The organism is Clostridium muellerianum (assembly GCF_012926525.1).
Lineage (GTDB): Bacteria > Bacillota > Clostridia > Clostridiales > Clostridiaceae > Clostridium_AM > Clostridium_AM muellerianum.
Window position 1 is genome coordinate 52,383 of sequence record NZ_JABBNI010000013.1, and the last position, 24,786, is coordinate 77,168.

At 27.9% G+C, this 24,786-nt stretch carries 27 protein-coding genes; 14 read left to right on the forward strand and 13 right to left on the reverse strand.

Annotation, left to right across the window (positions count from 1 at the left end):
* The first annotated feature begins 129 nt into the window (after positions 1–129).
* The gene (locus HBE96_RS07095; protein WP_169297063.1) at positions 130–678 is read left to right on the forward strand and encodes a DUF6144 family protein; all 549 of its coding nucleotides are present in this window, start codon (positions 130–132) and stop codon (positions 676–678) included.
* Between the two features lie 276 nt (positions 679–954).
* On the opposite strand, the gene HBE96_RS07100 is transcribed toward HBE96_RS07095, so the two are convergent.
* Complete coding sequence (locus HBE96_RS07100) at positions 955–2,112, reverse strand: MFS transporter (protein WP_169297135.1); 1,158 nt, start codon at positions 2,110–2,112, stop codon at positions 955–957.
* Between the two features lie 122 nt (positions 2,113–2,234).
* Entirely contained in the window at positions 2,235–2,675 is a 441-nt protein-coding gene (locus tag HBE96_RS07105) for a MarR family winged helix-turn-helix transcriptional regulator (protein ID WP_169297064.1), read from the reverse strand.
* A 435-nt stretch (positions 2,676–3,110) separates the two neighbouring features.
* Between HBE96_RS07105 and HBE96_RS07110 the strand changes: the two genes are divergently transcribed.
* Positions 3,111–3,614 (forward strand): hypothetical protein, encoded by a 504-nt coding sequence (locus HBE96_RS07110; protein ID WP_169297065.1) that lies wholly within the window; start codon positions 3,111–3,113, stop codon positions 3,612–3,614.
* Positions 3,615–3,770: 156 nt separating this feature from the next.
* Here HBE96_RS07110 and HBE96_RS07115 read toward each other — a convergent pair whose 3' ends face one another.
* Positions 3,771–4,805, reverse strand: a complete 1,035-nt coding sequence (locus tag HBE96_RS07115; RefSeq protein WP_169297066.1) for an alpha/beta hydrolase — start codon at positions 4,803–4,805, stop codon at positions 3,771–3,773.
* Positions 4,806–4,985: 180 nt separating this feature from the next.
* On the opposite strand from HBE96_RS07115, the gene HBE96_RS07120 reads away from it, so the two are divergent.
* Positions 4,986–5,681: a manganese catalase family protein gene (locus tag HBE96_RS07120; RefSeq protein ID WP_169297067.1), complete on the forward strand. Its 696-nt coding sequence runs from the start codon at positions 4,986–4,988 to the stop codon at positions 5,679–5,681.
* 189 nt (positions 5,682–5,870) lie between these two features.
* On the opposite strand, the gene HBE96_RS07125 is transcribed toward HBE96_RS07120, so the two are convergent.
* A complete protein-coding gene (locus HBE96_RS07125; RefSeq protein WP_169297068.1) occupies positions 5,871–6,326 on the reverse strand; it encodes a hypothetical protein in 456 nt (151 codons plus the stop codon).
* 447 nt (positions 6,327–6,773) lie between these two features.
* On the opposite strand from HBE96_RS07125, the gene HBE96_RS07130 reads away from it, so the two are divergent.
* The gene (locus tag HBE96_RS07130; protein ID WP_169297069.1) at positions 6,774–7,247 is read left to right on the forward strand and encodes a hypothetical protein; all 474 of its coding nucleotides are present in this window, start codon (positions 6,774–6,776) and stop codon (positions 7,245–7,247) included.
* Positions 7,248–7,527: 280 nt separating this feature from the next.
* Here the strand turns inward: HBE96_RS07130 and HBE96_RS07135 are convergent, their stop codons facing one another.
* A complete protein-coding gene (locus tag HBE96_RS07135; RefSeq protein WP_169297070.1) occupies positions 7,528–7,956 on the reverse strand; it encodes a DUF2935 domain-containing protein in 429 nt (142 codons plus the stop codon).
* 198 nt (positions 7,957–8,154) lie between these two features.
* On the opposite strand from HBE96_RS07135, the gene HBE96_RS07140 reads away from it, so the two are divergent.
* A complete protein-coding gene (locus HBE96_RS07140) occupies positions 8,155–8,622 on the forward strand; it encodes a DUF3189 family protein (RefSeq protein WP_169297071.1) in 468 nt (155 codons plus the stop codon).
* Between the two features lie 103 nt (positions 8,623–8,725).
* A complete protein-coding gene (locus tag HBE96_RS07145; RefSeq protein WP_169297072.1) occupies positions 8,726–9,367 on the forward strand; it encodes a DUF2238 domain-containing protein in 642 nt (213 codons plus the stop codon).
* A 237-nt stretch (positions 9,368–9,604) separates the two neighbouring features.
* Here HBE96_RS07145 and HBE96_RS07150 read toward each other — a convergent pair whose 3' ends face one another.
* Both HBE96_RS07150 and HBE96_RS26225 read right to left on the reverse strand, forming a co-directional pair.
* The gene (locus HBE96_RS07150) at positions 9,605–10,198 is read right to left on the reverse strand and encodes a manganese catalase family protein (RefSeq protein WP_169297073.1); all 594 of its coding nucleotides are present in this window, start codon (positions 10,196–10,198) and stop codon (positions 9,605–9,607) included.
* Between the two features lie 3 nt (positions 10,199–10,201).
* On the reverse strand, positions 10,202–10,744 hold the full coding sequence (locus HBE96_RS26225; RefSeq protein WP_243186855.1) for a spore coat protein CotJB: 543 nt from the start codon (positions 10,742–10,744) through the stop codon (positions 10,202–10,204).
* Between the two features lie 334 nt (positions 10,745–11,078).
* Here HBE96_RS26225 and HBE96_RS25965 point away from each other — a divergent pair, with 334 nt between their 5' ends.
* Positions 11,079–11,720, forward strand: a complete 642-nt coding sequence (locus HBE96_RS25965; RefSeq protein ID WP_206154852.1) for a hypothetical protein — start codon at positions 11,079–11,081, stop codon at positions 11,718–11,720.
* A gap of 399 nt (positions 11,721–12,119) precedes the next feature.
* Positions 12,120–12,251, forward strand: a complete 132-nt coding sequence (locus HBE96_RS26630; RefSeq protein ID WP_281064333.1) for a hypothetical protein — start codon at positions 12,120–12,122, stop codon at positions 12,249–12,251.
* A gap of 240 nt (positions 12,252–12,491) precedes the next feature.
* Here the strand turns inward: HBE96_RS26630 and HBE96_RS07170 are convergent, their stop codons facing one another.
* On the reverse strand, positions 12,492–12,920 hold the full coding sequence (locus HBE96_RS07170; RefSeq protein ID WP_169297074.1) for a hypothetical protein: 429 nt from the start codon (positions 12,918–12,920) through the stop codon (positions 12,492–12,494).
* 193 nt (positions 12,921–13,113) lie between these two features.
* On the opposite strand from HBE96_RS07170, the gene HBE96_RS07175 reads away from it, so the two are divergent.
* Positions 13,114–13,596 (forward strand): cell wall anchor protein, encoded by a 483-nt coding sequence (locus HBE96_RS07175; protein ID WP_169297075.1) that lies wholly within the window; start codon positions 13,114–13,116, stop codon positions 13,594–13,596.
* Between the two features lie 102 nt (positions 13,597–13,698).
* Here HBE96_RS07175 and HBE96_RS07180 read toward each other — a convergent pair whose 3' ends face one another.
* A complete protein-coding gene (locus HBE96_RS07180; protein ID WP_169297076.1) occupies positions 13,699–14,517 on the reverse strand; it encodes a MerR family transcriptional regulator in 819 nt (272 codons plus the stop codon).
* A gap of 193 nt (positions 14,518–14,710) precedes the next feature.
* Between HBE96_RS07180 and HBE96_RS07185 the strand changes: the two genes are divergently transcribed.
* Positions 14,711–14,911: an alpha/beta-type small acid-soluble spore protein gene (locus HBE96_RS07185; protein ID WP_169297077.1), complete on the forward strand. Its 201-nt coding sequence runs from the start codon at positions 14,711–14,713 to the stop codon at positions 14,909–14,911.
* 785 nt (positions 14,912–15,696) lie between these two features.
* On the opposite strand, the gene HBE96_RS26230 is transcribed toward HBE96_RS07185, so the two are convergent.
* Complete coding sequence (locus HBE96_RS26230) at positions 15,697–16,293, reverse strand: GGDEF domain-containing protein (protein ID WP_243186856.1); 597 nt, start codon at positions 16,291–16,293, stop codon at positions 15,697–15,699.
* A 148-nt stretch (positions 16,294–16,441) separates the two neighbouring features.
* Here HBE96_RS26230 and HBE96_RS26635 point away from each other — a divergent pair, with 148 nt between their 5' ends.
* Both HBE96_RS26635 and HBE96_RS07195 read left to right on the forward strand, forming a co-directional pair.
* Complete coding sequence (locus HBE96_RS26635; protein WP_281064334.1) at positions 16,442–16,576, forward strand: hypothetical protein; 135 nt, start codon at positions 16,442–16,444, stop codon at positions 16,574–16,576.
* Positions 16,577–17,325: 749 nt separating this feature from the next.
* The gene (locus HBE96_RS07195; RefSeq protein ID WP_169297079.1) at positions 17,326–18,549 is read left to right on the forward strand and encodes a hypothetical protein; all 1,224 of its coding nucleotides are present in this window, start codon (positions 17,326–17,328) and stop codon (positions 18,547–18,549) included.
* A gap of 64 nt (positions 18,550–18,613) precedes the next feature.
* On the opposite strand, the gene HBE96_RS07200 is transcribed toward HBE96_RS07195, so the two are convergent.
* Positions 18,614–19,834, reverse strand: a complete 1,221-nt coding sequence (locus HBE96_RS07200) for an SGNH/GDSL hydrolase family protein (protein WP_169297080.1) — start codon at positions 19,832–19,834, stop codon at positions 18,614–18,616.
* Positions 19,835–20,070: 236 nt separating this feature from the next.
* On the opposite strand from HBE96_RS07200, the gene HBE96_RS07205 reads away from it, so the two are divergent.
* Positions 20,071–21,036 carry an endonuclease/exonuclease/phosphatase family protein gene (locus tag HBE96_RS07205; RefSeq protein ID WP_169297081.1) on the forward strand — a complete coding sequence of 322 codons (966 nt, stop codon included), beginning with the start codon at positions 20,071–20,073 and terminating at the stop codon, positions 21,034–21,036.
* Between the two features lie 418 nt (positions 21,037–21,454).
* The gene (locus HBE96_RS07210; RefSeq protein ID WP_169297082.1) at positions 21,455–22,555 is read left to right on the forward strand and encodes an XdhC family aldehyde oxidoreductase maturation factor; all 1,101 of its coding nucleotides are present in this window, start codon (positions 21,455–21,457) and stop codon (positions 22,553–22,555) included.
* Between the two features lie 195 nt (positions 22,556–22,750).
* Here the strand turns inward: HBE96_RS07210 and HBE96_RS07215 are convergent, their stop codons facing one another.
* Together HBE96_RS07215 and HBE96_RS07220 are read right to left on the reverse strand one after the other, a co-directional pair.
* On the reverse strand, positions 22,751–24,121 hold the full coding sequence (locus HBE96_RS07215; RefSeq protein WP_169297083.1) for an ATP-binding protein: 1,371 nt from the start codon (positions 24,119–24,121) through the stop codon (positions 22,751–22,753).
* Entirely contained in the window at positions 24,112–24,774 is a 663-nt protein-coding gene (locus HBE96_RS07220; RefSeq protein WP_169297084.1) for a response regulator transcription factor, read from the reverse strand. The genes HBE96_RS07215 and HBE96_RS07220 overlap by 10 nt, the downstream gene beginning before the upstream one ends.
* Positions 24,775–24,786: the final 12 nt, after the last annotated feature.

Genomic DNA, 24,786 nt, shown 5'->3' on the forward strand with positions numbered 1-24,786 from the left:
CAAGAATTCAGAAGTTAAAAAACAGACTTTCTACTATAATAAGAACTGCAGCAGGGATACAGTTCTTATTATAGTAGAAAGTCTGTTTTATGTTTTTATAAGTAATATAGAAAATGGAGGAGTTTAAAAATGTTTGATATAAGGAAAATTCAGGAACAGTTAATTTATGTAGCTGTTAAAAGCGTCAGTAATGATGAAACAGCAAAAGAAATAGTATATGGAAAGGATGAACTTGCAAGAACAGAGGATAATTCTATATGGGTTAAGTCCACAATGAAGAGATTAGAAGATAATTTTGATAACTCAACTGTTAAACAAATAAGAATGCATTGCCAGTGTGGATACGGGATGGATGAGAAATTAAATCTTTTGAAAGAGCTGTTAGAATCATCTTCTAATATTGAGGAATTTGGAAATTCAGATAAAGCAAAAGCAGCAGGCCTGTACTCAGAAAATGGCGAATTATATCTTCAATTTTCTTTTTGTCCATGCCCAATGCTTGCAGAGGTGGACAGATTAGAAACAAATACCTGGTGTCAATGTACCACAGGGTATAGTAAAGTACTTTTTGAAAAGGCCTTTGGGTGTAAAGTAGATGTAGAGCTTTTAAAAAGTATAAAAATGGGTGATGAGAAGTGTCTTATGAAAATAATTCCACAAGAAGCTATATGGAAATAAAATAATTTTAATGAGCAAAATAAATTTGCTGTCAGGAAACAATATAGCGAAATAATATTAACTAGAACGAAGAATGAATTTTAGAATGTTTTGAGATTAGTATTTTTATTACCAAATATAATTTATTCACTATATGCAAAAGTACTCTATAGAATAGACTTTTCTAGCTACATATTCTATAGGGTACTTTTATTAATTCTAATTACATTTTCATTGTATTATATGAAAAGCTAAAAGTTATAAATAAAATAGTTCATTACAGATTTTATTTTGAAATTAAGAAGCAATTTCCTCTTCATATAAATCGTATTTTTTATTCTGTCTTAAATTTATAAATAATGAAACTCCATATACTGCCAAAAGTATTACAACAAATATAGCGGAGAATCTATACATAAAGGCATAATTTTTACTTTCAGCTATAAAGCTGAGTAGTATGGAACCAAGTGTAAAAGCTAGATCCATAGAAGATAGAAAAGTACCATTGGCAGCTCCTTTACGATGTTCTGGAGAACGATTTACTGCCCAAACTTGTAGTGAAGGCTGAACAGCTCCATATCCTAAACCATAGAAAAGAGAAGCTATTATTAAAGTTGTAGTGCCATGGGTGTATGATAATATAATTAAACCTACTATCATAGATACAGCACCAGGCAACACTATTACAGTATGTCCTTTTTTATCAAATATTTTTCCAATAAAAGGTCTAGTTATTAATATCATTGTAACATGTCCTATAAAATATAACCATATATTTGATATTTTTACTTCTTTACCATACAACATTATATAACTCATGATACCACATAAGGTAATTGTAAGTAAAAAACAAAGAAATGAAGGTAATAAAGCCTTTTTTTCAAATAAATCTAAGAAGGAAAAGCTTTTTTTAATTTTATAGTTATTAGAACTCTTTTTATGTATACTTACAGTTTTAATTAATAAAGTATCAATTATAACTAAAGCTAATGAAATAATTGAAATGTACTTAAAGCTGTATAAATTCATAATTGTAATAGCAACAATTGGAGCAAGAGACATGGATATTATCATTGATAGGGAATAGTAACCCATTCCTTCTCCTCGTCTTTTTTCAGGTACAATATTAGTAAAAATTGCGGCAGTGGCAGTGGACGCAATACCCCAACCTATTCCTTGGACTATACGAACTAATATAATTGCAGTTAATGGTAACCATATGTAAGATAATGTACTAGCACCTAGTATTATGGAGCCAATTATTAGTAAAGGCTTAATATCAATATTATCAAGAAGTGTTCCCATTAATAATCTAAAAAGTAGGGAAGTGATGGAAAATAAACTTACAACCAGGCTTGCTTCAAAATTGCTTCCGCCAGTTTGTTTTGCATATGCTGGTAATGTTGGAACTAGCATATAAAAGCCTAAGTAAATAAATAAATTTGAAAGTAACATGAATATATAACTCTTAGTCCATAACTTATTGTGATTAGTGTTTTTTAATTGCAAATTCAAAATTTTGTCCTCCTAGTATAAATGATCAAATAAAAATAATAGGTATTATCAGCCTATTGCTTTTATAAGGTGTTTAAATTAGTAATATTTTCATCTATTTGAACAAGAACATCTAGATAAATGCTCAGGTTTTTTTCAGAAACACCATTTAAAATTTTTTTAAATATGTTCTCTATATATGGTATAAGCTTTTGAGTTAAATCTAAGCCTTTCTTAGTTATATGAATGGAAAATGAACGCCTATCTTCTTTGCTGGTATGTCTTTCAATTAAAGCTTTTCTTTCTAGTATGTCAAGCATTCTTGTTAAAGTAGGCTGATCTTTATTTACCATTTTAGATAGAATTTTTTGGCTTATTTTATCCTGTCTTGATAATTTAAGCAATACTTGCCATTGATCAGCTGTTATATCAAATTCTATTAGTTGCGAATTTAAGTAATGAATAATTTTTCTATTAACTAAGGTTGTAAAGTTACCAAAGTTTTCATCATACGATTTAAGCATAATATACCTCCTAATGTTTGCTGAGACAAATGTTAGTATAACAAGTAATTTGTTTTATTGCAAGTATTCTAATAAAAAAATATATCTTGTAATTGAATTTTTTTATTGAAATCGATTCATTTAATGGGCTGATATGTAAAAAATGTAATCGTAGGTAAATATATTCATATGAAAATAATGTAAGTATAAGTAAATGTTTGCGGATAAATGTATAGAAAATTTATTTTAAAATAGAGAAGAGGTGTTATTATCTTTATAAAAAGTGAATTTTAAGTTTTTGGGAAATTCATAACTGAGATTTTATGCCTGCTCTAATTTATGAATATATGCAGAATAGATGGGTAATATAATATTGGAATTAGGGTATTGGTTTCCTTAATTTGGTGAAAAAATTATTAAAAAATATAGGTATTTAACGAAAGGAGTAAATTTGTTATGAATAAGGATCAGGGTGATTTACAAGAAGCAAGAGAATTAAATAAAAAATCAAGAGCAAATTCAACTAGTGGAGCAATGAATAACTCAGTAAACATGGGAATGACTAGTGGAATGGGTGATAATGATTTACAGGAAACAAGAGCATTAAATGCACAATCAAGAGCAAACTTATCTGGTGGATCAATGAGCAGTTCAGTAAATAGCGGAATGACTAATGGAATGAATGATGCTGATTTACAGGAAGCAAGAGCATTAAATCAACAGTCAAGAACAAATTCAACTAGTGGAACAATGAGCAATTCAGTAAACATGGGAATGACTAGTGGAATGGGTGATAATGATTTACAGGAAACAAGAGCATTAAATGCACAATCAAGAGCAAACTTATCTGGTGGATCAATGAGTAGTTCAGTAAATACAGGGATGAACGGTGGAATTAATGCTGATGATTTACAAGAAGCAAAAGAATTAAATAAAAAGTCAAGAGAAAATAAGAAATAAAAATTTGTAATTATAACTTAGGCCTCTACTAAGAAAATAACAAACTAAATATGTTAAATTATATGATTTAGATTAAGAACGTTAGTAAAGAGTAATACCGTATATTGATTTATAAAAAATTAAATCTATATACGGTATTTTTGTATACTAATATAACTATGGTTTGGGTATTTGAAATTGTTTTTGTAAGTATAAAGAAATTTCATTTATAGATTTATCTGCTTTTTTTGTAACCTTATCCATTGTAATAAATCCATGACAAACACCTGTATATTCAGTAATCTCTACATTATTTCCTGCATCTTTTAATTTTTTGGCGTAGGACTTACCTTCATCCCGAAGAGGGTCAATCTCTGCTGTTATTATGAGTGCAGCAGGTAATTTTTTAAAGTCTTTAGCTAAAAGGGGAGATGCATAAGGACTTTTTCTATCTTCTTTTTTTGGAACATATAGCGATATGTATTTTTCCATATCTTTTATTGAAACATTTAAATCATTGGCTAAATAAGACCAAGATTTACTATTTAATTCAAATATGTTTGTAGAAGGATATATTAATACCTGACAACTTATAGGAGGACCATTTTTATCTCTTGACATTAAAGAAACTGCAGCAGAAAGATTTCCACCTGCACTATCTCCTGCAAGAGCTACATGTTTTTTATCCCCATATATACTTTCAGCATTTTTATAAGTCCATTCAAGTATACTATATACATCATTTACAGCAACAGGAAAAGGATTTTCTGGAGCAAGGCGATAGTCAACAGATATTACTATTGCTTTAGTTTTTTCTGAAAGCTTTCTACAAACATTATCATGAGTATCAAGGTTTCCTGCAATCCAAAAGCCGCCATGTGAATAAATAATTATAGGAAGATTATTGTTAGTATTAGGTGTATATATACGTACTGGTATTTTTTGAGAATTTTCTGTTATAGTAATATTTCTAATATTGGAAAATGGTATAGCTTTTTTTGACCATATAGTAGATTGAGAATTTAAACCTTCTCTAATTTCTTTTATAGATTTACTATCAATTGATTTTGGATTTAAAATTTTATTTAAGCGTAAATTTATTGCAAGATATGTATCAAGTTTGCCAATAGCTGTTTTAGTTAAACTTTTAATACCAAAAAAGATTGCTATTATGACTAAAATAATTGATATTATCTTAATGCTTTTTTTCATTTTATTACCTCCGAATATTATGTTAGCTACATAATAAAAACTTAACTTATGTGTGTATTTTTTACTGATTCTATTTTAATATACCTAAAATTACCGAAAGATTTTTACTTATAAAATGTATTGAACATAGTGGTTTATCAAACATTATATTTAGAAAAACAAAAAGGAGATGTGATCTAAATGTTTAAACACGAAAAGCAATTATTGAAAGATGTTAAGGTAGAAAGACCAAACCCACAATATGCTGTATTAATGCAGGAACAACTAGGTGGTGGTAATGGAGAGCTTAAAGCTGCGATGCAATATATATCACAGAGTTTTAGAATAAAAGATGCTGCAATTAAGGATTTATTTTTAGATATAGGTTCAGAAGAATTGAGCCATATGGAAATGGTAGCTCAAACCATTAACCTCTTAAATGGTCATGCACTAGATTTTAACAGTGTAAGTAGTGGAGAAATTGAAACACATGTATTAGGTGGATTATCACCAGTATTAACTAATTCTTCTGGAGAACCTTGGACAGCAAATTATGTAACAGTAACTGGAGATTTAGTAGCAGATTTACTTTCTAATATTGCTTCAGAACAAAGAGCAAAGGTTGTATATGAATACCTTCATCGTCAAATCAATGATAAATATGTTAGAGAAACTATAGACTTTTTATTAGAAAGAGAAGAAGCACATAATGCATTATTTAGAGAGGCTCTTAATAATGTTAAAGATACTGGATCAAATAAGAACTTTGGAGTTACAAAGGATTCAAAATTGTACTTTGATTTGTCAACACCAGGTAGATATTATCAAGATCCTAACCCTACAGAACCTAGTTTTGCAAATCCTAGAAGAGAGTCTGAATTAGCAGGAAGACACTAATTAGTAATAATGGTAAGTAATTTTCAGGTTCAAATAAGGTTTTATCATGATAAATAATATTGTAACTTGGAGCTTAGATTATAAAAGAGTTGAAGTTACAGTAATAGCATAAAATTTATTTTTAATTTAAAAAGCTATGAAATATTTACACACTTATTTCATAGCTTTCATTTTAGTATTATATAATTACTAATTAGGAATATTTACATAAATATAATCTGATTTGAGATCTGGATTGCCAGGAGCATATGCTTTAATTTCAATTTTATGTTTTCCAGGTGTCAAATTCTTAACAAGAATAGTTTTGTAATAAGTATTTCCAAATTGCTCGAAATCTAATATTTTACTATGATCGTCAATAAATTGAGAATCTACCAATACGCTAAGCACACTATTAGTATTTACAATTTTACATTGAATACCAATATTCTTAGTGTTGACATTATAGGAGTTTCCTGTATATGTCTTTTGTGATACATTTCCAATGGCATATACATTATCACCATAATCTTTAACGTTAGTAACTTGACTTATATTAAAGTTCCAGCTATTAGAGTATGCAGAAACATTTTTGGTACATAGTCCAATTGTAAGCAGCAAAGTAATTAGAAATAAACTTGAAATCTTTTTAAAGAAATTTTTCATTTTAATTCCCCCTTGGTAATTTTATTTGTAACTATTTAGCTATGTTTGTAAAAAGAATGAAATGTTTAATTAAAAAATACATAATGTATTGTAAATTATAAAAATTATTTGCTTGAATTCAAGATTAAGTAATCTTTACAATATCTATTATATATACTAAAAGAATAAATACAATATTAGTGGCATGAAAGTGTCAAAAAATGAACTTAAAAGAAAAATTTACATATATAAATTGTTTTTAGGACAATTTCTTATGCTTTTATGCCATAATTATTTACAGTTCTACTTTTATGTGATATTTTTATTTAAAATAATTTGCATAAAAAAGAAATGTTGATGACTAAATAAATTACACTAATAAGATAAACAACATGTAGTTATTTTACAATTTAAGTTTTTTTTGTTATATACGATAAAAAATATAATTAAGTACAAGGGGGAATATGAATGAATAAAATAGGTGGTTATAATGTATCAAACTTAAATATAAAAAATGAATCAATTTACGATAATACAAAGGTAATTGCTGAAAAAAAAGATAATAAATCTGAAGAGAATATAGGTGATACTGTTCAAATAGAGCAAAAAAATAATGTAATAATTAATACTAAAAAAGCATATGACGCTCTTAAGGAAACATGTGATGAAGTTGGCACTGTAACTCGAGATGGATATACTTATGGATCTATGATGTTTTCTTTTTATACAATGATGGATTATATGGAAAGCCAGGGAATATCTGTGCCGAACTTTGAGTTGAGTGGAAATAATTTAAATAATGATAATTATTTAGGATTTGTAGATAAAATAAAAGAGTTTACTAAAAACTTATCAAGCCAATATCCAAATGTTGTTCCAGATAATTTTTATGATTTTTGCGATTTATTTAAAGAAAAATTATTACAAAATGGATGCTCTTAATATTAAAAAGAAAAGTGTTATTAAAAATTATATTTTAGATACAGTTAAATATTTTTTAAGAGTATTTACATAAGTAAAGTAGGTAGTCTATATTATCTTAATAGCATTTTATGATAAAAATGCAAGAAAAAATTATGCTGTTGGAAAATATCCAATAGCATAATTTTTAAACAATGTATGTTTTGAAAATTTTATTTAATTGTAACAATGTTTTATAATTACCTAATAGTTGAAAATTCTTAGTAAGTATTTCTGTATCAAAAGTCATTAAAAAAAAGTACTATCTTATCTGCTGTCTTAAGTCTTTAAATAGTTCAAGCATAAAAGTTTGTTCATCAATAATATGCTTAACTAATTCCTGCCAGGCTGCATTTCCTCGACCAAATCTTAATAATTGTGGATAAAATGATAAAGCGTGTGTATCATGAACTATAAATTCATCAATTAATCTTCTTACGTTAGCAATATTTCTAGCATAAAGTGCAGGATTAGAATCTACAATCCTTTTTAAATACATCACATCATTGTGCAGTTTTGAAAACATTCTATGAATGTTGGTAAGGTTATCTATAATAGGTCTTGGAAGGTTAATGCCAGAAAGTTTAGCTACTCTTTTAAAAAAGTTTGGATGATCTTCTGAAATATGAGTCCACAATTGAAGTTCATTAAAGACACAAGTGAATTGATTTACGTGGGTGTAACAATACATGTATTTACCTCCTGATAAAATATACACAATATATAATATGCAATTTTCGTAAAATGGTTACTTGAATGTAATATTATATTTTTTTATAATCTAGACCATAATATATATATATAAGTATGTATTTATATAGACTTAATGGGAAAATAAAGTTTAACTAAGAAAGATTTAGTGATGAAAATTTATGGAGGTAGAAATAGTATGATTGTTATATATCATGATGTTGGAGGAGCGCATTCTACAGCAGTAGCAGCTAATATACATATTAATAAATTACCAACTAATAGGATACCAAGTGAGTCTGAATTACTTAATTTACCAACCTTTGATAAAATAGAAAAAGAACAAATTGGAAGGCTAATATATATTGGTGAAGATGAATTTAATGCAAAAGTTTACACTTTAGCTAGAAAATATAATCCCGAAATAGTAATACCTGCTATTAAAGATATGTATTCTATCTTACATGAAAGTAGTAATGGTATCTTTATTGCGGATACTAAGCCTGCTGTTAATTTACTTATGAATATAGGTGGGTATGCTTCAAGAAAGTTACATTTTGTAAGCTTAGGGAGACCCATTGTAACAAAGGGGGCACAGCAAGCTTATATGGATATAGTTAATATAGTTAAAGGTGTAAAAAACAATATTAGAAATTTTAGAGTATAGTTATACTATAATGTAGATTTTTTAACATATTGTGTGTTTGCAACTTATGTTATGGTAAGTTAATGGTGATTTGTAATTAGAAAATATAATTGGAGAGCATGTTATGACAAAAGTAAAAAAGAATAATACATCTAAAAAATTGCATATTATTTTATTAATATTATTTGTTTTATGTTCTATTATATCTGCAATCAAACCTCATGACTATTCTTCATGGTTTTTTGAATTTTTACCTGCTTTTATAGGAATTATAATATTAGTATTTACTTACAATAAGTTTGTGTTTACAGATTTTGTGTATGTACTTATTTTAATAGTAACGATAATAATGTTAATCGGAGCACATTACAAGTACAGCAACGTGCCATTGTTTAATTTGACAAAGCAAGTATACAATTTAAGGAGAAATAATTATGATAGATTTGGTCATTTTATGCAAGGGTTTGTGCCGGCTTTTATTGTAAGAGAGTTATTAATAAGAAAAGTAAAATTAAAAAAAGGAATAGTATTATCCATAATTGTTGTGTGTATTTGTTTATCAATAAGCAGTTTCTATGAAATATTAGAAGGCCTATCAAGCATAGTATATGGAATGAATCCAGAAAAGTTTTTAGAATATCAAGGAGATAAATTGGATACACAGTGGGATATGTTTTGCGCATTAACAGGAGCTGTAGTATCGGTAACTATGTTTCATAAAGTTCATGATAAAAATATATATAATTTAGAAAAGTGTAAAGAATAAAATACATTAACTATAAAATATAGGTCTGCATGAAAGAATATACAGACCTATATTAATAAGGAGCAGTCAAACCTAGTTCTAGTTTAATATAAATTTGATAATATACTGTTTCAACTTAAATAAAGTATTTAAGTATTAGAATAATACGTTCATATAAGTTTGAAAGCTTGAAAATTTATATGAATTTAGTTAAATACCAATATTTAACTAATGTATATTATAATAATAGTTTAAGTCTTAAATAATTTTGTTAGGCATTACAAATAGATGAGGTTCTTGTAAACGCTCTTGAACAATTCTTAGAGCTTCACCAAATCTCTGATAATGGACAACTTCCCTTTCTCTTAAAAATTTTAAAGGTTCTATTACATCAGGATCATCAGCCATGTTTATTAGATATTCGTAGGTAGCTCTTGCTTTTTGTTCAGCAGCTAAATCTTCATTAAGATCAACAATTGGATCACCTTTTGATTGAATGTATGAAGCATTAAATGGAACACCTGAACCACTTGCAGGGTATATACCTTTTCCGTGATCTGCATAGTAGGCACCCATGCCTGCTTTTTCAATCTCTTCAATACTTGCACCTTTCATTAATTGATGAACTATTGAGCCTACCATTTCCAAATGCGCTAATTCTTCTGTACCAATATCATTTAATGTTGCTATAGCTTGAGGAGTAATCATAGTAAATCTTTGACTTAGATACCTTAGGGATGCAGCCAATTCACCATCAGGTCCACCATATTGAGTTATAATGGTTTTTGCCATGTTAGGATTAGGATTTTTAATTTTTATAGGATATTCTAAGAATTTTTCGTATGTCCACATATATTACATTCCCTCCCTATTAAGCTGAAAATTAGCATCAGGTTCCCATGGCCAAGGTTCATTTATCCACTGCCATGGACGTGGACTACAGGAACTATTTTCAGTTAGCATACCATAATGCATCTCATATTTTTCTTTTAATTTTTTACCTTGCATTACATAAAAATTATATTTTGCAATAGCATTTTGGTCCGTTGGATGGGTGTTAAGGTATAAAGAAAGGTCTTCTTTCATGAAGCATGTGGCAGTAATTTGTTTTAGAAGTTCCATTCTGTCCATTTTACCATCTGCTTGCCATTTGTTTTGCATTTTCTCCAAACGCATATATCTTCTCTCCATTTTTTCATATGGACTAAAAAGTTCTGGAAAAGCAGTACCTTTCTTTAGAGCTTCAATAGCTGGGAAAAGAGTGCAAAATTTTTGATAAGGAACATATGCAGCTGCTAATCGAACATTTTTTATTACAGTTTCTTGTGGAATACAATTGACCATTGGTGGATAATTTGCATTTAACATGTTATTTTCAGGGTTTCTTAGATATGCCATAATTGTGTTTTACTCCTTGTTTATTATTCCTACAGTTATAAAGTATTCTAATTGATGTATAATTGACACAATGATTTTTAAATAACTTCTATATAAAAGGATAAATTTAAAGATAGTATAGTTTTAATTTTAATGTTTTAAAATAACGTATTTCTTAGTTTAGAAATAAATGAGTATGTTTTAAACTACAGTAATATAATTTAAGATGATAGTAATATATTTTTTTGTTTTTGTTACTCATAAAATTTTTATTCAAAAAAATAAACTTTAGGAGTAACACTTTTAGAGTTTCTTAATATAATAATTAATGAAGAAACTTTACTGGAGGTAAAACATGGAAGAAAAAAATTCTCAAACTAGACAGGTTGACGAAGATCAAGATTTTGAAAGGGACTGTAATTTTGAAAGGGATTGTAAATGTAAGCAAATGATGTATAATTGTCCTATGATGCAAGGTTATCCATCAATGTATAATCCTATGATGGGAGCAAATCCTATGATGGATGTAAATCCTTCTATGCAAGGAATATCACCAATGCAAGATAACGCTATGATGCAACAACCTATGATGCAGCAACCTATGATGCAACAAATGCCTGCTCAATCTGGAATGCCACAGCAGTCAGAAGATGAGCAAGAAACTTTTAGTATGTTTGATGATCTTTATAGACCTATGCATGGAGGTATGCACGGAGGTATGCACGGAGGTATGCATGGAGGTCATCATGGTGGTTTCCATGGTTTTGGTTATCCAGGTTATGTTTATCCATACTATAATTACGTTTATCCATATTATGCTTATCCATACTATGATTATGTTTATCCATATTATGCTTATCCATATTATAATTATGCTTATCCATACTATGTTTATCCAGGTTTTGGATTTGGTCACGGTGGCCACGGAGGGCATGGCGGTCACGGAGGACATGGTGGACATGGTGGACATGGCGGACATAGAGATGATGAATATTAGGTTATAGCTAATATATTTAAGAACAGTTCATATCATGAAATTGTGAAAATTAATAATTGGATAAAACTTACAAAAACAATAAAAAATTATGAAAAAGTCCTGCAAATTGTAGAGCTATTTATTATGACGGTGGTTATTATCCATATTATTATAGCTATCCTTCGTTTACTTCTTATTTATGAGGATAGTTGTTCATATTTAATAAATAAAAAAGCTAGCAGAAAACTGCTGGCTTTTTTGTTTTAGTATTAAAAAATGTTTTTAGTTAAAATTAAATGTAATGGAATTTTACTACTTTTATCCATTGTTTTTAGAAATGAAAAGTGTTTTATAGATTTAAAAGTACTAAATATATAAAAAAATTTTTATTACATATACTAATTGTCGGAGGCGATGTTTATGGTAAATAAACGTAAAACAAAAGATAATCAATATACAAAGTTAGGAATAAGAAAAAATTCAAATGGAGATTTTGAGTACATAAATCCAGAGGATAAAAATAAATCAAAATACAAAGATATTAGAAAGTAAAATATATATTTAAAGTATCTAAGGTGAAAATTAAATTTGAAAAAGTATTGGTAATTACGACATTAACAAACAGAAGGTGTTAGAGATAAGAATATAAGTAAAAGTATGATTAAAAAAATAGTGTAAGGTTTTAAAAACTATGTGTAAATTGAAACTAGCCTATATATTAAAAATATAAGCTAGTTTTGATTTATGCAGGTATTATAATTATATTTTATTCTTTTACATACTAACATATAATTATTTCTGAAAGTCGGTGATTAAGCTAGTAAGAGCTTCTGTTCTATCTTTGCCTAAGCCAAATTTTTTTGTTAAAGTTTTTATTATATCCTTTTTTCTAGATGGATCCAAGAGCTCAGTAGGGCTAATCTTCATGCTTTTTAATATAGCTTTCATTAAGGTTTTTCCAATTCCGAAAAAACCAGCTAATCTTTCTACAGCAGCATCAGCTTTTTGTTCCATTTCTGCTTCTAATTTTTCATTTATGTCTTCAATAGAAGAAGTTGATACAGCTGTTAAGTTAGATTTAGTAGAATTATTAATTTTATTAGTAATAATTCTGTTAAAAATATTGCCAAAGGATTTTTCATTTAATTTTTTAGTAGTATTTGATGTTTTATTTTTATTAATTGAATTATTTGTAGATAGAACATTTGTACAATTTTCCATGTGTAAAAACCTCCGATTTTTGCAAAAAAATTTACATTATTTGAGTAATGTGTAATTTATATATATAATTATACAACTAATAGCAGTAAACATAAAGTAAAAAATATGTTATGCAAATTATTTGTATAAATAAAGGATTATGTGTAGGTTTGTAGAATATTTAAGTGAGGTTTAGAAAAGAGGGAGTAAACATATGAAGAAAAAATTAATTAAATATTTTATTAGCTTATCAACCATTGTATTTTTATTTGTTTCCTTTTCTGCATGCTCTAGTAGTAAAAGTATTTCTGAGCAAAAAACAAGTACATCAAAAACTGAAATACAAAAGTTAGATGAAGGAAAAACAACTTCAACAAAAACAAATAATCAGAATACAGATACTTCAAAGACAGGTATATCTAATACAGATAAGCAGGTGGTAGGAACATCAAAAACGAATAATTCAAACACAGATGTACAAAAAACGAATACATCAAAAACTGACACTTCCAAAGCAAGTACACAGAAAACGGATGAGTCAAAAACAAGTTCAACAAAGACAAATAAACAAAATATAAACACATCCGATAAAGTAGAAAGTAAAACTGAAGATACAGATAATAAAAGCAACTATAGTAATGATACAACTACAGGTCCCAGGGAACCTACACCACCTAAAGAACCTACGTGTCCGTAATTTGTATGTATAGATATAGATAAAAGGAATAGTTATAAGTTTATTACTATTCCTTTTATAAAATACATTTTAGGCATAGTTAATTTTTTATTGTAATTTCAATTATTTATGCTTAATTGGAAAATACACTTCAGTTATAAATTCATTAGGATTACATTTTGCTTCTGGTCCTTTAATATATTTGTCATAAGGAGCACCAATTATTTCATAATGATTTTTTTCAATCCAATCAGTAAGTTCTGCATAAGCTTCTCCAATTTCGTTGTATGAACCTACAAATGCAGTATGTGCATGCAAACCTCCTTTTAAAATTCTTGTTTTTATAATAGTACCTGTTTGAAATTCTCTATCTACGGGTATACAAACTTCTATATCTGCATTGCTTTCATCAAAATCTTCGTCGTAATAAACAGTCATTATATTTCCACAGACCTCTAAATTATTTCTATATATATTTTGAAAAACTTTCCCGATTAAGCTTGATATATTGTCCATGGGTATTATATCTCTTAAACTTAAGACTAATTTGTCCTCTAAATTATTAACTGAAATCTCAAAATTTCTTTTAGAAGCCATTATATCATCACCTTTCTTCAAATTTTCTACAGAAGTCTTTAATTCAAGTAAAATACTATTGTTGTGCTCTATTTCATTTGTGATGTAGTTTATCTGTTTTTGTAGCAATTTTTTTAAAGTTTCATTACTTTTATCCTCAATAATTTGCTTTATTTCATCTAAGGAAAATTTGTATATTTTAAGTTTATTTATCCTTAATATATCCTTAACCTGATATTTTTCATAATATCTATATTGATTTTCAGGGTTCACAAAACTAGGTTTGATTAATCCGATTTTATCATAATGCCTTAGCATTTTAGTTGAAATCTTTCCAATTTTCGAAAATTGTCCTATGGTATACATTTGAAACCTCCTAAATTTTACTTTCCTTCGAAGTGATTAATTATATTTTAAACTTTACCATAATGGGAAAGTCAACACACTTTTTTTAATTATGAAAGAAAATATTTATTTTATCCATAAATTCACTACATTAATTTGTGTAAAACTACATAAAATAAAATGTCAATAAAGTAGCACGAAGGAGGAGATATTTATGTCAAATAAACCTTTAATTCCAGGTGCACAAAGTAAGCTAGATAAATTAAAAATGGAGACTGCAAACGAATTGGGAGTTAATTTAGATAAAAGATATGTAGCAGACTTAAAGACTAAAGAAATTGGTGCTATAGCTGGACCTACAGGAGGAAATATGGTAAAAAAAATGGTTGAGGCTTATGAAAATAAATTAAAGTAATGAAAAAGCTTGTATCTTTTAGGATGCAGGCTTTTTATTTATTGATAAAATATTTTAAAATTCATTGGACATTTAAAGGGGATGTCTTAAAATGACTAAAAGCTAATTTAAAATGACGTGCTCTTTAAAATAATGGAAAAGACTGTGGATAAAACTGTGGATTATGTGGATAAAATTGTAAAAAATAAATAAAAATGGAATAGTGTTTACATTTATTAATGTTTATAAATATGAAATTAAGTACAGATAATAGTATGTTAGTACTATAGATAATTATATAATTTACAATGATCAATTTAAGCGAAGAATATCCTTCAAAGTAAATTAAGGCATAAGTGCCAAGTGATTTTAGATTTTAACAAATTTCCTATAACTGCATAATAAATAAAAAAGTCCGAATCTTGAAAAAGATATAGACTTTGTTTAATATTTAGCAAGAACATCTATAATGTTATAGGACATAACTACACCTCCTTAAAGTATAACATTTTTGCTTTTGTAAAATGATTATCAAATTTAATTTTAAACCTTGATAAACTTTTCTGATTGATTAGATGTATCTCATACTAATTTTATTCTTTAAAAAATACAAACGTTTATATTTTAGCATGAATTATAAAATGTTACAACCAAATGTTCATAAGACGTGAAATTTTGTTCACAATTAAAAAAATGGTTTATTTAAAAGTAAAATGGAGCCTGTAAATGTAGACAGAGATAAAAACAGTCTAGTTATATAGGTTCCATTTTAACATTAATAAATATATGTTTTTCACTAAATCATATTACTCTACATTTGCTAAATATCTTGTACTGTTATATAGAATTGTTTTATTTCTACCAGTGCCTTTAGCTTCATATAATGCAATATCAGCATGTTCAAGCAGTTTATCGATATTATTAGTTATATTAGGATATGTTGAAATTCCTATGGAAATTGTTATATTAATAAAAGTTTTATCAGAAATATAAAAATTATTATTTTCTATGGTTTCTCTTATTCTTTCTGCAACTTCCAGAGCACGATTGGCTGAGCAGTTTAATAGAAGTATGGAAAATTCTTCGCCACCATTACGAGATACTATATCATATACTCGACAGCTGCGGTTTAAAATGACAGCTAAATCTCTTAATACAATATCTCCAGCACTATGTCCAAAGGTATCATTAATTTTTTTAAAATGATCAATATCTAAAAATAGTAAGGACATATATTCTTTGTTCCTTATGGCTTGCTGTGATGCAATAGTAAACATATGATTAAATTGTCTTACATTATTTAAACCTGTTAAAAAGTCTATGCTAGCTTCACTTTTTAATTTTTTATATAATTTAAAAGATTTACTTAAGTATTCTATAAGTTTGAATATAAAATATAACATAATTAATGTAATAATACTGTATGTAATAAAAGTTTTAAATATATCTATTGGATCCTTAACAAAGATAAATATTGAAGTATAATTTAATATTAATAAATATATAGTACAATAAATCCATTTTCGCTTTATTGATATTCTGGCTGAATTAATGATACTAAATCCAATTCCTATTAGCAAGGAAATTAATGCTGCAGTTGTAGAAGCATTAGAAGTACCAAAATATATGATGTGGAAGGTGCTTATTAACAAAGATGCTACAATTGAAGATAAGAATCCTTCGTAAAGAGCACATAAAAGTATTGGAAAGAAAGAAAAATTAGTTATTACTGGAGAAGTAATTGATATATTAAATAATATCAGTAAAATTCCTAATAAGCCAGCATAAATTCCAATTAGAATCTTTAAGGATATTGGGGGATTTTTACTTAGATTTTTATTTATAAAAAAATTATTACTAATGCTTATAAAGGTTATTAAAATACATAAGTTTATAAATAATTTGGTTAACATAATGAAATTCCCCCCAATCACAACAGATAATTTTAACTAAATTAGTTTATTTTATATAATATTTAACGATTAATAATTACATACATTTACAAAATTTAGAATTATTAAAAAATAGTGTTTTTATTTAAGAGTGCTTTTTTATTCATACCTGCATCAATTAATAACATTTGTATAGATAAAATAAAATTAAGAAGTCTTAAACACATAATAAATTCCTATGTAAGTTTTCAGATGAATTTTATAGTAATATAAAGCTTTAATTTTTTATATTTTGCTTTGAGAGGTAATAATTTAGTGTATATTAAACATATTAGCTGATTTATCTTAATTTTGCAAAGTGAATTTGTGTATGGAAAAACACTTGTTACCAGTGAAGGTATATCAAGAGATTTTTACAAAGAATTTTTATATATAATTTTAAACTTGATTTAATTTAACTTAAAAAATAAATTAAAAGCATATAAAGTTTTCGGAAAATCCAGCGAAAAAACTAATAATATGTTTATAAAGGGGGGATTTTCCGTGAAAAAGAGTAAAATTTTAGTTTTATCGGTAGCATTAATGATGTCATTTTCAAGTAGTAGTGCATTAGCAGCTTCTCCAAACAGTAAGGTAAATATCGATGTTTCAAAGAAAACTCACAGTAGTACTGTGAAGAATAATCAAGATAAGAAGTTAGAAAAACAGATTTACTTGGTATCAAGCAGAATTAATAAGATAGAGTTATCGTTAAATGTAGTAGAGAAATCCATGAACAAGTATTTCAATTCTACTTTAACAGATACAGGTAGTTCAACGGATACTACAACTGGCACTACAGATAATACACAAACAGGTGCAAATAATTCAGCAGATTCTGGAACTGTACCAACAGCGAATACAGAAGATAAGACAGAAAATACAAGTACCTCAACAACAGGTATAGATACTACGCAAACAGATGGAAGTAATTCATCAGGAAGCACAACAACAAGCACAGATAATACAAAGACAGGTACAAGTACTTCAACAGCTGCAACTACAACGGATGCTACCACTCAAACGGGAGATGCAAATACAACAACGGATAGTAGTGATAGTTCAGCATCAAATACTACAACAACTTCTGGAACAGATGCATCAACAGATACAACAGTGGATAATAGTACTACAGATCAAGAAAATAGTTCTGATGTTACTGATACAGAAGATGAATTAAGTGATGAGTTTGAAAAAGAATATGAAAATGAAGATAATGCAAGATACAATAGTTTTAGTGGAAAATTGAATGCTATAAACAATAAGCTAAACACAGCAGAAAAAAATATTGCGAAGATTAAAAACATAAGTGATAGTCAGGCTAAAGAGTTGCAGGATAAAATAACTGAATTGAGGAATAAAATTGTTAGCCTAAAAGCAAAACTAACTACTAATCAAAGCAAAACTTTAGATAAAGTAAATCAGTATTCTAATAAAAAGGTTATGCCTGATCAAGAAATAAGTGATAAAAAAACAAGTTGGAATTTAAGCTTTACAAAGGCACTGGATAAAGAAACTGTTAATTCAAGTAGTATCATGATTGTTGATAAATATGGAAACCTTTTAGATATTGAAATGTCTTTAAATTCATCTAATAACATAACTATTAATTCTAAAGATGGTTTTGTAAAGGGAGAAGAATATCTTTTAATAATAACTGGAGATTTGAAATCAAAAGATGGAAAAAAATTAAATAAGACAGTAGAAAAGAAGTTTACAGTAAAGTAATGCGAACAAAAATATGAATCTACAAAAAATGCAACCATACTACATAAGAGTATGGTTACATTTTTTACTTTAAGTTTTCATAAATTATATCTCCAATATATTTATAGCCTTTATCGCTGGGATGAGCAGTGTTTGTTCCGCTGCCTCCGGAATAATCATTAATTTTCATTCCAAATAGCCCCTGTTTTTGTGCTTCAGTGTAATCTTCAAAATAAGCTTTATAAATATCTATAAGTCCTATATTATAAGTATTTGATATTTCATATAATGCGTTTATATAAGCAGGCCAATTTGTTGTCCATGAATCAGCAGGTTTTTGATTTGTAACTAAGCATACATTACTACCTCTTCCTTGCCAGTAGGTTACTAAAGTTGTTATATTTGTTTTATAGTTTTCAACAGGAACATGGCTTCCTGATTCATTAAGGCCAAAAGATATAAGTACTAGATCTGGAGCAGGTGCTAGGTCCCAAATTTTTTTAGTAAAATCATTGCTAAAGTAATTTGCTCCTTTGCTAGAAATGGCTATTTTATCCACCTCAATTCCTGTAGTGTTTGATGAAGCGATAGCGCCTTCTATGTAAATTTTTGATTTAGTAGTAGGAGTAACTACTAATGTATGATTAGTGTTATTTAAGTTTGAATAGGAAATTTTATGTGAGAAGCTTAATATTTCACCTAAGCAATTTATAGTACCCACTTTTGTGCCATCTATTGTTACTTCTGCTGTACCACCAATTGGTGATTTAGAGTACAATAAATCTAAATTTGTTCCAGTGAAAGCTAAAGTTGCAGGGGTGGCATTTTTAGGTGAAACGCCCAAACATCCACCGAAACCACCAACATTAGATGTTATGGTGTTTAAGGCACCAGAAACACTCCAATTCTGCCCTAATGTCCATCTAGGTTTAGTACCAGGTGGCAGAGCACCTTCATATATATTTATAAAGCCTTCTCCTGCATTACCATATTGATTTTGAAGGGAAGATTTCATTATGCCAACCCAGGATTTATTTACTTCATCACTGGAATATTCACCTCTCATATTAGATTCACCTATACAATATATTGTTACTTTTTGAGTATTCGTCTTTTTTAATGCATTCTTATATTTAGATAAACCTACATTTATGTTATAACCATATTTCTTATATGGAGATTCTTGAACTATTTTTGGTGTTTCTTTAGTTTTGTTTGGTAAATTAGTTTTCTTTGATAAATGTATAAAAAGCATTATAAAAGGTATAGTTATAATAGAAATAATTATTAACAAATTTTTTTTCATGTTTATAATCCTCATCCTTATAGTTTTTTAATGTTTTTGAAGTCTTAAAACTTTACGTATTTTAATATGTGTAAAAATTAATATTACATACATTGTAAAAAATTGATATTAACGGTGCTTAAAAGTTCATAGTTATAAGATTAGGAGAATTAAATTTAAATAAGTACTCAAAACTCACAAAAACACTATAAGGACATATACTAAATTATGATTGTAAAAAAAAAGAAGGGGATAGATTGAAACGAACAGAAAATGTTAAGCTTTCTGTTATGACATGGAATATTTATTTAGGTGCAGAACTAACACCATTATTTGCTGCCTGTTCAACTGAGCAAATTCCAGAACATGTCACTGAAGTTTATAGACAGTTTCTTGCAACTAATTTTCTAGAACGTGCGAAAACCATAGCTGATCAAATCAATTTGAAAAAGCCAGATATTATTGGATTGCAGGAAGCAGTTGTGTGGAAATTAATTTCACCTGATTCTCATGTGGTTTCATATGATTTTGCAAATATACTTATTCGTGAATTAAGATATAGGGGATTAAAATATGAAGTGGCAGCAGTAAATCAGAATATTCAAGCTGCACTGCCAGGTAGTACTGGTAATACTATAGGCTTAAGTGATAGAGATGTTATTTTAATTCGTGATAGGGAAGATTTGAAGGCTATAAAAAAGAAAGAGGCCAATTTTAAAAATAATTTTCAGATTAACATTTCTAAACAAACATTTACAGCTTTAAGAGGATGGTCTGCTTTTGATGTTTCTTTCCAAGGGAGTGTGTTTCGAATAATTAATACTCATCTTGATTCAGATTCACCTGAAGTACAAATTGCTCAGGCAAATGAATTGTTAGATGGACCAGGAAAAACAGAACTTCCTCTTATATTAATAGGTGATTTTAATTCTAATGCAAATGATAACGAAACAACTTATGTAAATTTAATTACTGCAGGTTTTAAGGATAGTTGGATTGAAGCAGGTAAGAACAAAGGATTTACATGTTGCCAGGATAGTGACTTGCTAAATGCAGAATCTAGCTTAAATAAAAGAATTGATCTAATTTTATTGAAAAACGAAAAAAATTGGTATGTAGCTAGAGCTGAAGTTATAGGGCAATCCCAATTAGATAGAACTAAATCAAGATTATGGCCCTCTGACCATGCAGGTGTATTCGCAAAACTAAAGTTAAAAGATTGAAATATGTAAAATGACAAAAAGTAAGAGCAAGTTTATTGAAGTGTAACTTCAAACATTGATTATATTCAGTATTTGTAGTACATACACATTTTTAATGTAACACTTGCTCTTATTTTATTGTGTACTTTTATAATAATGACAGTTATATGTGTATTGTTTTGAGTAGTGAGATGAATTTTGATAAAATTATATGTAATATGAAGGATTTATGGATAATATGTAGAATACTAGTATTTATACATAATGAATATAAGAATTAAAAGGCTTCTAAAATATACATTATTGAATACGTTTAAAATCATGTTATATATTTTATAATAGATGAATTTTTGTTACAAATGGATGTTAAATGAAGTAATTTAATATAAATACTTTATTTAATATATTAAAAGTAATTATTAAGTGAGGGATATGTATAATGAAAGAATTGTATAAAGAAATGATGGGACTTTTAAATAAGGAGGAAAGCTTTGTACTTGCAACTATTTTTGATAGAACGGGTTCGGCACCACGTACTGCAGGAGCAAAGATGATAGTCCATAAAGATGGTTCAATTATAGGTACCATAGGAGGCGGACGTTTAGAAGCAAATGCTATAAAATTTGCAGTACAAGCGTTTGAATCCAAAGAGACTAGTATGAAGCCTTTTGACTTAACTAGTGAGGATGTAGATGCGATGGATATGATTTGCGGAGGTAAGGGAGAAGTTTTAATAGATTTTATTGATGCAAATAATGAAAATAATAAGGTTGTTTATGAAGCTGCACGAAAAATTCAAAAGAATAGAGAAAAGGCTTGGTTTATTACCGTTTTAGATAATGGTTCTGATGAGCATGGTGTTAGAAAGCAGCAATGTATAGTAAAACCAGATAAAACACTTATTGGTGATATTGATTGTGACCCATATATTTTAGAGAAGCTTATAGCTGGTCCAGCTAAAATATCTATTCATGCTGAAGTAATAGATAACCAACGTTTCTTAGTAGAACCTTTAAGACCATCTGGAACAGTTTATATTTTTGGAGCAGGACATGTATCTCAAAGAATTGCACCTCTATGCGAAACTGTAGGATTTAAAACTGTAGTATTAGATGATCGAGAAGATTATGCTAACCGCAAAAGGTTTGCAGAACCTACAGAACTTATGGTAATTGATTCTTTTAATAAATTACCTGATTTACATATTAATGAGGATAGCTACTTAGTAATTGTATCTAGGGGACACCTTTATGATAAGATTGTTTTAGAACAGGTACTTAGAAGTGATGCAAGATATATTGGTATGATAGGCAGCCGCAGTAAAAGAGATAAGATTTATAATGCATTACTTAGTGAAGGATATACAGAAGAAGAAATTAAGCATGTTTATTCACCAATTGGTACTAGCATATGCGCTGAAACACCTGAAGAAATTGCGGTTAGTATTGTAGGCGAATTAATTAAAGTTAGGGCACAAGGGGAAGGTACTAAGAAGAAAAATAGTGATTCTGGGGATTGCTGTCATATGAGTGGAAAGTAATAAGTACTAAATGAAATAGGATGTAAAAGACAATTTTAACTTTATTTAAGATAAATAATCAAATTGCACTTAGAGAAACTTATCTGCGTAACAAAATTTAATTATAGTGATACATATGAAAAAGAGTACCTTTAAAGTTTAATATTAACTTTAAAGGTACTCTTTTTAAATATAAGTTGTGTCACAAAATAAAAGTTAACCATGTAGATCTAGATCTATAGGTAATGAAATTATAATTTGTCCACCGCCAGTATTTATATCATTTTGTATGTTAAGCTTACCATTATGAGCTTTAATTACTTTATTTGCAAAAGATAATCCAATACCATAATGGCCTGTTTGGCTTCGGCTCTTATTACCAGTATAGAATAATTCTGTAGCTTTTTTTAATGTCTCAGGAGAAAAACCGTCTCCAGAATCGGTAATTATGAAATAAGCTAAATTATCCATTAGGTAAGTATCTAAAGTTAATACATCTTTAGTGTATTCAATGGAATTTATAATAATATTCATGAATGCACGTTTCATTGACATAGAATCAATATTGCACATTAATTCATTAGGTATCTTGTTATTAAAATTAAAACAAATATTGCTATTTCCAATAGAGGAAAGCGTATCTTTTTCAATTATGTTTAAAAATTCATTTATATTATTCTTTTCTTTATGTATTATAAAAGTTTCATCATTTTTAGATGCATCAATTAAAAGCTGGGTATAATGTTCTATTTCACTTGTTGCTTCCATAATTTCATTTGTGAAATCCAATGCTTTTTCATCTTTTTGTGTAAGATTTAGTAGTTCTGCATTTCCTTTGATAACAGTGATAGGTATCTTAATATCATGGGCTAGTGCACTAATTTGTTCTCCTTTGTTTTTTTCCTGTTCAAATTGAATTGTTAAAGATTTTTTTAAGCTATAGCGTAGACTATCTAAGGAATCCATAACCCTTTGATGCTCTATAAAGTATGCATTTTGTACTTCAAAATCTAGATCCTGTTTTTCAATTTTTTCAGTAACATAGCTGAATTTGCTTAATTCATTTTTTATCTTATTTGAAAATTGCAAAGAAAGAATGTATAGTGTAATTAATAAAATAATAATAAAAAGTGCTATTAAAGTTATTTCAGGATAATGGACTAATTTTCTAAGTGTAGGATTTTTGAACTGAACAACAAATTGGTAATGTATTACACAGTATTCTTTTGATCTTTCAATTACCGCATAAACATTAGTTCCAATTTGAGGATCAGTAACACTTAATTTAGCTTTTTTAATTTCTGAATCACTCATATTACTTTTTTTTACATTTAAAGTTTGTTTGTCCAAAATAACATAGTTTAAGTTTTCTGGTATTAAGTCAGAAGTTACTTCTTTAGCATTTTTTATGGTTTCTTTAGATTTTTCTACCATTTGTTGTGAATAGTTAGAAGGTAGAAGTATGTGTGAATTTAGCATATAATTAAAAATAAGAAAAATGGCTAATAAGGATGCTATAAAACAAAATGCTATTTTAAAGATGAATTTAATAATATATGCCTGCATAGATGTTTTTTTTATTTCCACATGTATCCAACCCCCAAAACTGTTTCAATAGGAGAGCAATCAAATTTCTTAAATTTATTACGAATTAATCTTATATATTCAGTGATTACTGAGAATTGAGTATCACTATCAAGATCATAGATTGATTCGAAAATTGCCTGTTTTGTAAAAACCTTTCCACGATTTAATGCTAAATATTCACAAATATTGTATTCATTTTTAGTAAAATTAACAGAATTACCACCAATACTAATTTCCTTCTTATCAAAATCAATTGCAATATTTTCATATATTAATTTTCTAGTAGATTTTCCGCGATTTTGTCTCCTAAGATATGCTTCAACACGAGCGTTGAGCTCCATTACTCCAAAAGGCTTGGATATATAATCATCGCCTCCAAGAGTTAACCCTCTAACAATTGAAGATTCTTCTGTTTTTGCTGTTAAAAAAATAATTGGAGAATCTACTGAATTACGTATTTTTTCACAAAGTTTAAATCCATCTATTCCTGGCATCATTACATCTAGTAAAATCAAATCATATTCACAAAAGTTTTCTATAGGAGTATTTTCTGCATTTTGCAATGTAACTACTTCATGATTATTAATTTCTAAAGCATTTTTTATTAATTTTAAAATTCGTTTATCATCGTCTACAGCTAAAATTTTCGCCATGCGTTCACATCC

Excerpts from the sequence above, each read along its gene's own strand:
- HBE96_RS07095 (WP_169297063.1), top strand. The coding sequence starts at position 130 with ATGTTTGATATAAGGAAAATTCAGGAACAGTTAATTTATGTAGCTGTT.
- HBE96_RS07100 (WP_169297135.1), bottom strand. The coding sequence starts at position 2,112 with ATGTTACTTTCAAATTTATTTATTTACTTAGGCTTTTATATGCTAGTT.
- HBE96_RS07105 (WP_169297064.1), bottom strand. The coding sequence starts at position 2,675 with ATGCTTAAATCGTATGATGAAAACTTTGGTAACTTTACAACCTTAGTT.
- HBE96_RS07110 (WP_169297065.1), top strand. The coding sequence starts at position 3,111 with ATGAATAAGGATCAGGGTGATTTACAAGAAGCAAGAGAATTAAATAAA.
- HBE96_RS07115 (WP_169297066.1), bottom strand. The coding sequence starts at position 4,805 with ATGAAAAAAAGCATTAAGATAATATCAATTATTTTAGTCATAATAGCA.
- HBE96_RS07120 (WP_169297067.1), top strand. The coding sequence starts at position 4,986 with ATGTTTAAACACGAAAAGCAATTATTGAAAGATGTTAAGGTAGAAAGA.
- HBE96_RS07125 (WP_169297068.1), bottom strand. The coding sequence starts at position 6,326 with ATGAAAAATTTCTTTAAAAAGATTTCAAGTTTATTTCTAATTACTTTG.
- HBE96_RS07130 (WP_169297069.1), top strand. The coding sequence starts at position 6,774 with ATGAATAAAATAGGTGGTTATAATGTATCAAACTTAAATATAAAAAAT.
- HBE96_RS07135 (WP_169297070.1), bottom strand. The coding sequence starts at position 7,956 with ATGTATTGTTACACCCACGTAAATCAATTCACTTGTGTCTTTAATGAA.
- HBE96_RS07140 (WP_169297071.1), top strand. The coding sequence starts at position 8,155 with ATGATTGTTATATATCATGATGTTGGAGGAGCGCATTCTACAGCAGTA.
- HBE96_RS07145 (WP_169297072.1), top strand. The coding sequence starts at position 8,726 with ATGACAAAAGTAAAAAAGAATAATACATCTAAAAAATTGCATATTATT.
- HBE96_RS07150 (WP_169297073.1), bottom strand. The coding sequence starts at position 10,198 with ATGTGGACATACGAAAAATTCTTAGAATATCCTATAAAAATTAAAAAT.
- HBE96_RS26225 (WP_243186855.1), bottom strand. The coding sequence starts at position 10,744 with ATGGCATATCTAAGAAACCCTGAAAATAACATGTTAAATGCAAATTAT.
- HBE96_RS25965 (WP_206154852.1), top strand. The coding sequence starts at position 11,079 with ATGGAAGAAAAAAATTCTCAAACTAGACAGGTTGACGAAGATCAAGAT.
- HBE96_RS26630 (WP_281064333.1), top strand. The coding sequence starts at position 12,120 with ATGGTAAATAAACGTAAAACAAAAGATAATCAATATACAAAGTTAGGA.
- HBE96_RS07170 (WP_169297074.1), bottom strand. The coding sequence starts at position 12,920 with ATGGAAAATTGTACAAATGTTCTATCTACAAATAATTCAATTAATAAA.
- HBE96_RS07175 (WP_169297075.1), top strand. The coding sequence starts at position 13,114 with ATGAAGAAAAAATTAATTAAATATTTTATTAGCTTATCAACCATTGTA.
- HBE96_RS07180 (WP_169297076.1), bottom strand. The coding sequence starts at position 14,517 with ATGTATACCATAGGACAATTTTCGAAAATTGGAAAGATTTCAACTAAA.
- HBE96_RS07185 (WP_169297077.1), top strand. The coding sequence starts at position 14,711 with ATGTCAAATAAACCTTTAATTCCAGGTGCACAAAGTAAGCTAGATAAA.
- HBE96_RS26230 (WP_243186856.1), bottom strand. The coding sequence starts at position 16,293 with ATGTTATATTTTATATTCAAACTTATAGAATACTTAAGTAAATCTTTT.
- HBE96_RS26635 (WP_281064334.1), top strand. The coding sequence starts at position 16,442 with ATGATACTAAATCCAATTCCTATTAGCAAGGAAATTAATGCTGCAGTT.
- HBE96_RS07200 (WP_169297080.1), bottom strand. The coding sequence starts at position 19,834 with ATGAAAAAAAATTTGTTAATAATTATTTCTATTATAACTATACCTTTT.
- HBE96_RS07210 (WP_169297082.1), top strand. The coding sequence starts at position 21,455 with ATGAAAGAATTGTATAAAGAAATGATGGGACTTTTAAATAAGGAGGAA.
- HBE96_RS07220 (WP_169297084.1), bottom strand. The coding sequence starts at position 24,774 with ATGGCGAAAATTTTAGCTGTAGACGATGATAAACGAATTTTAAAATTA.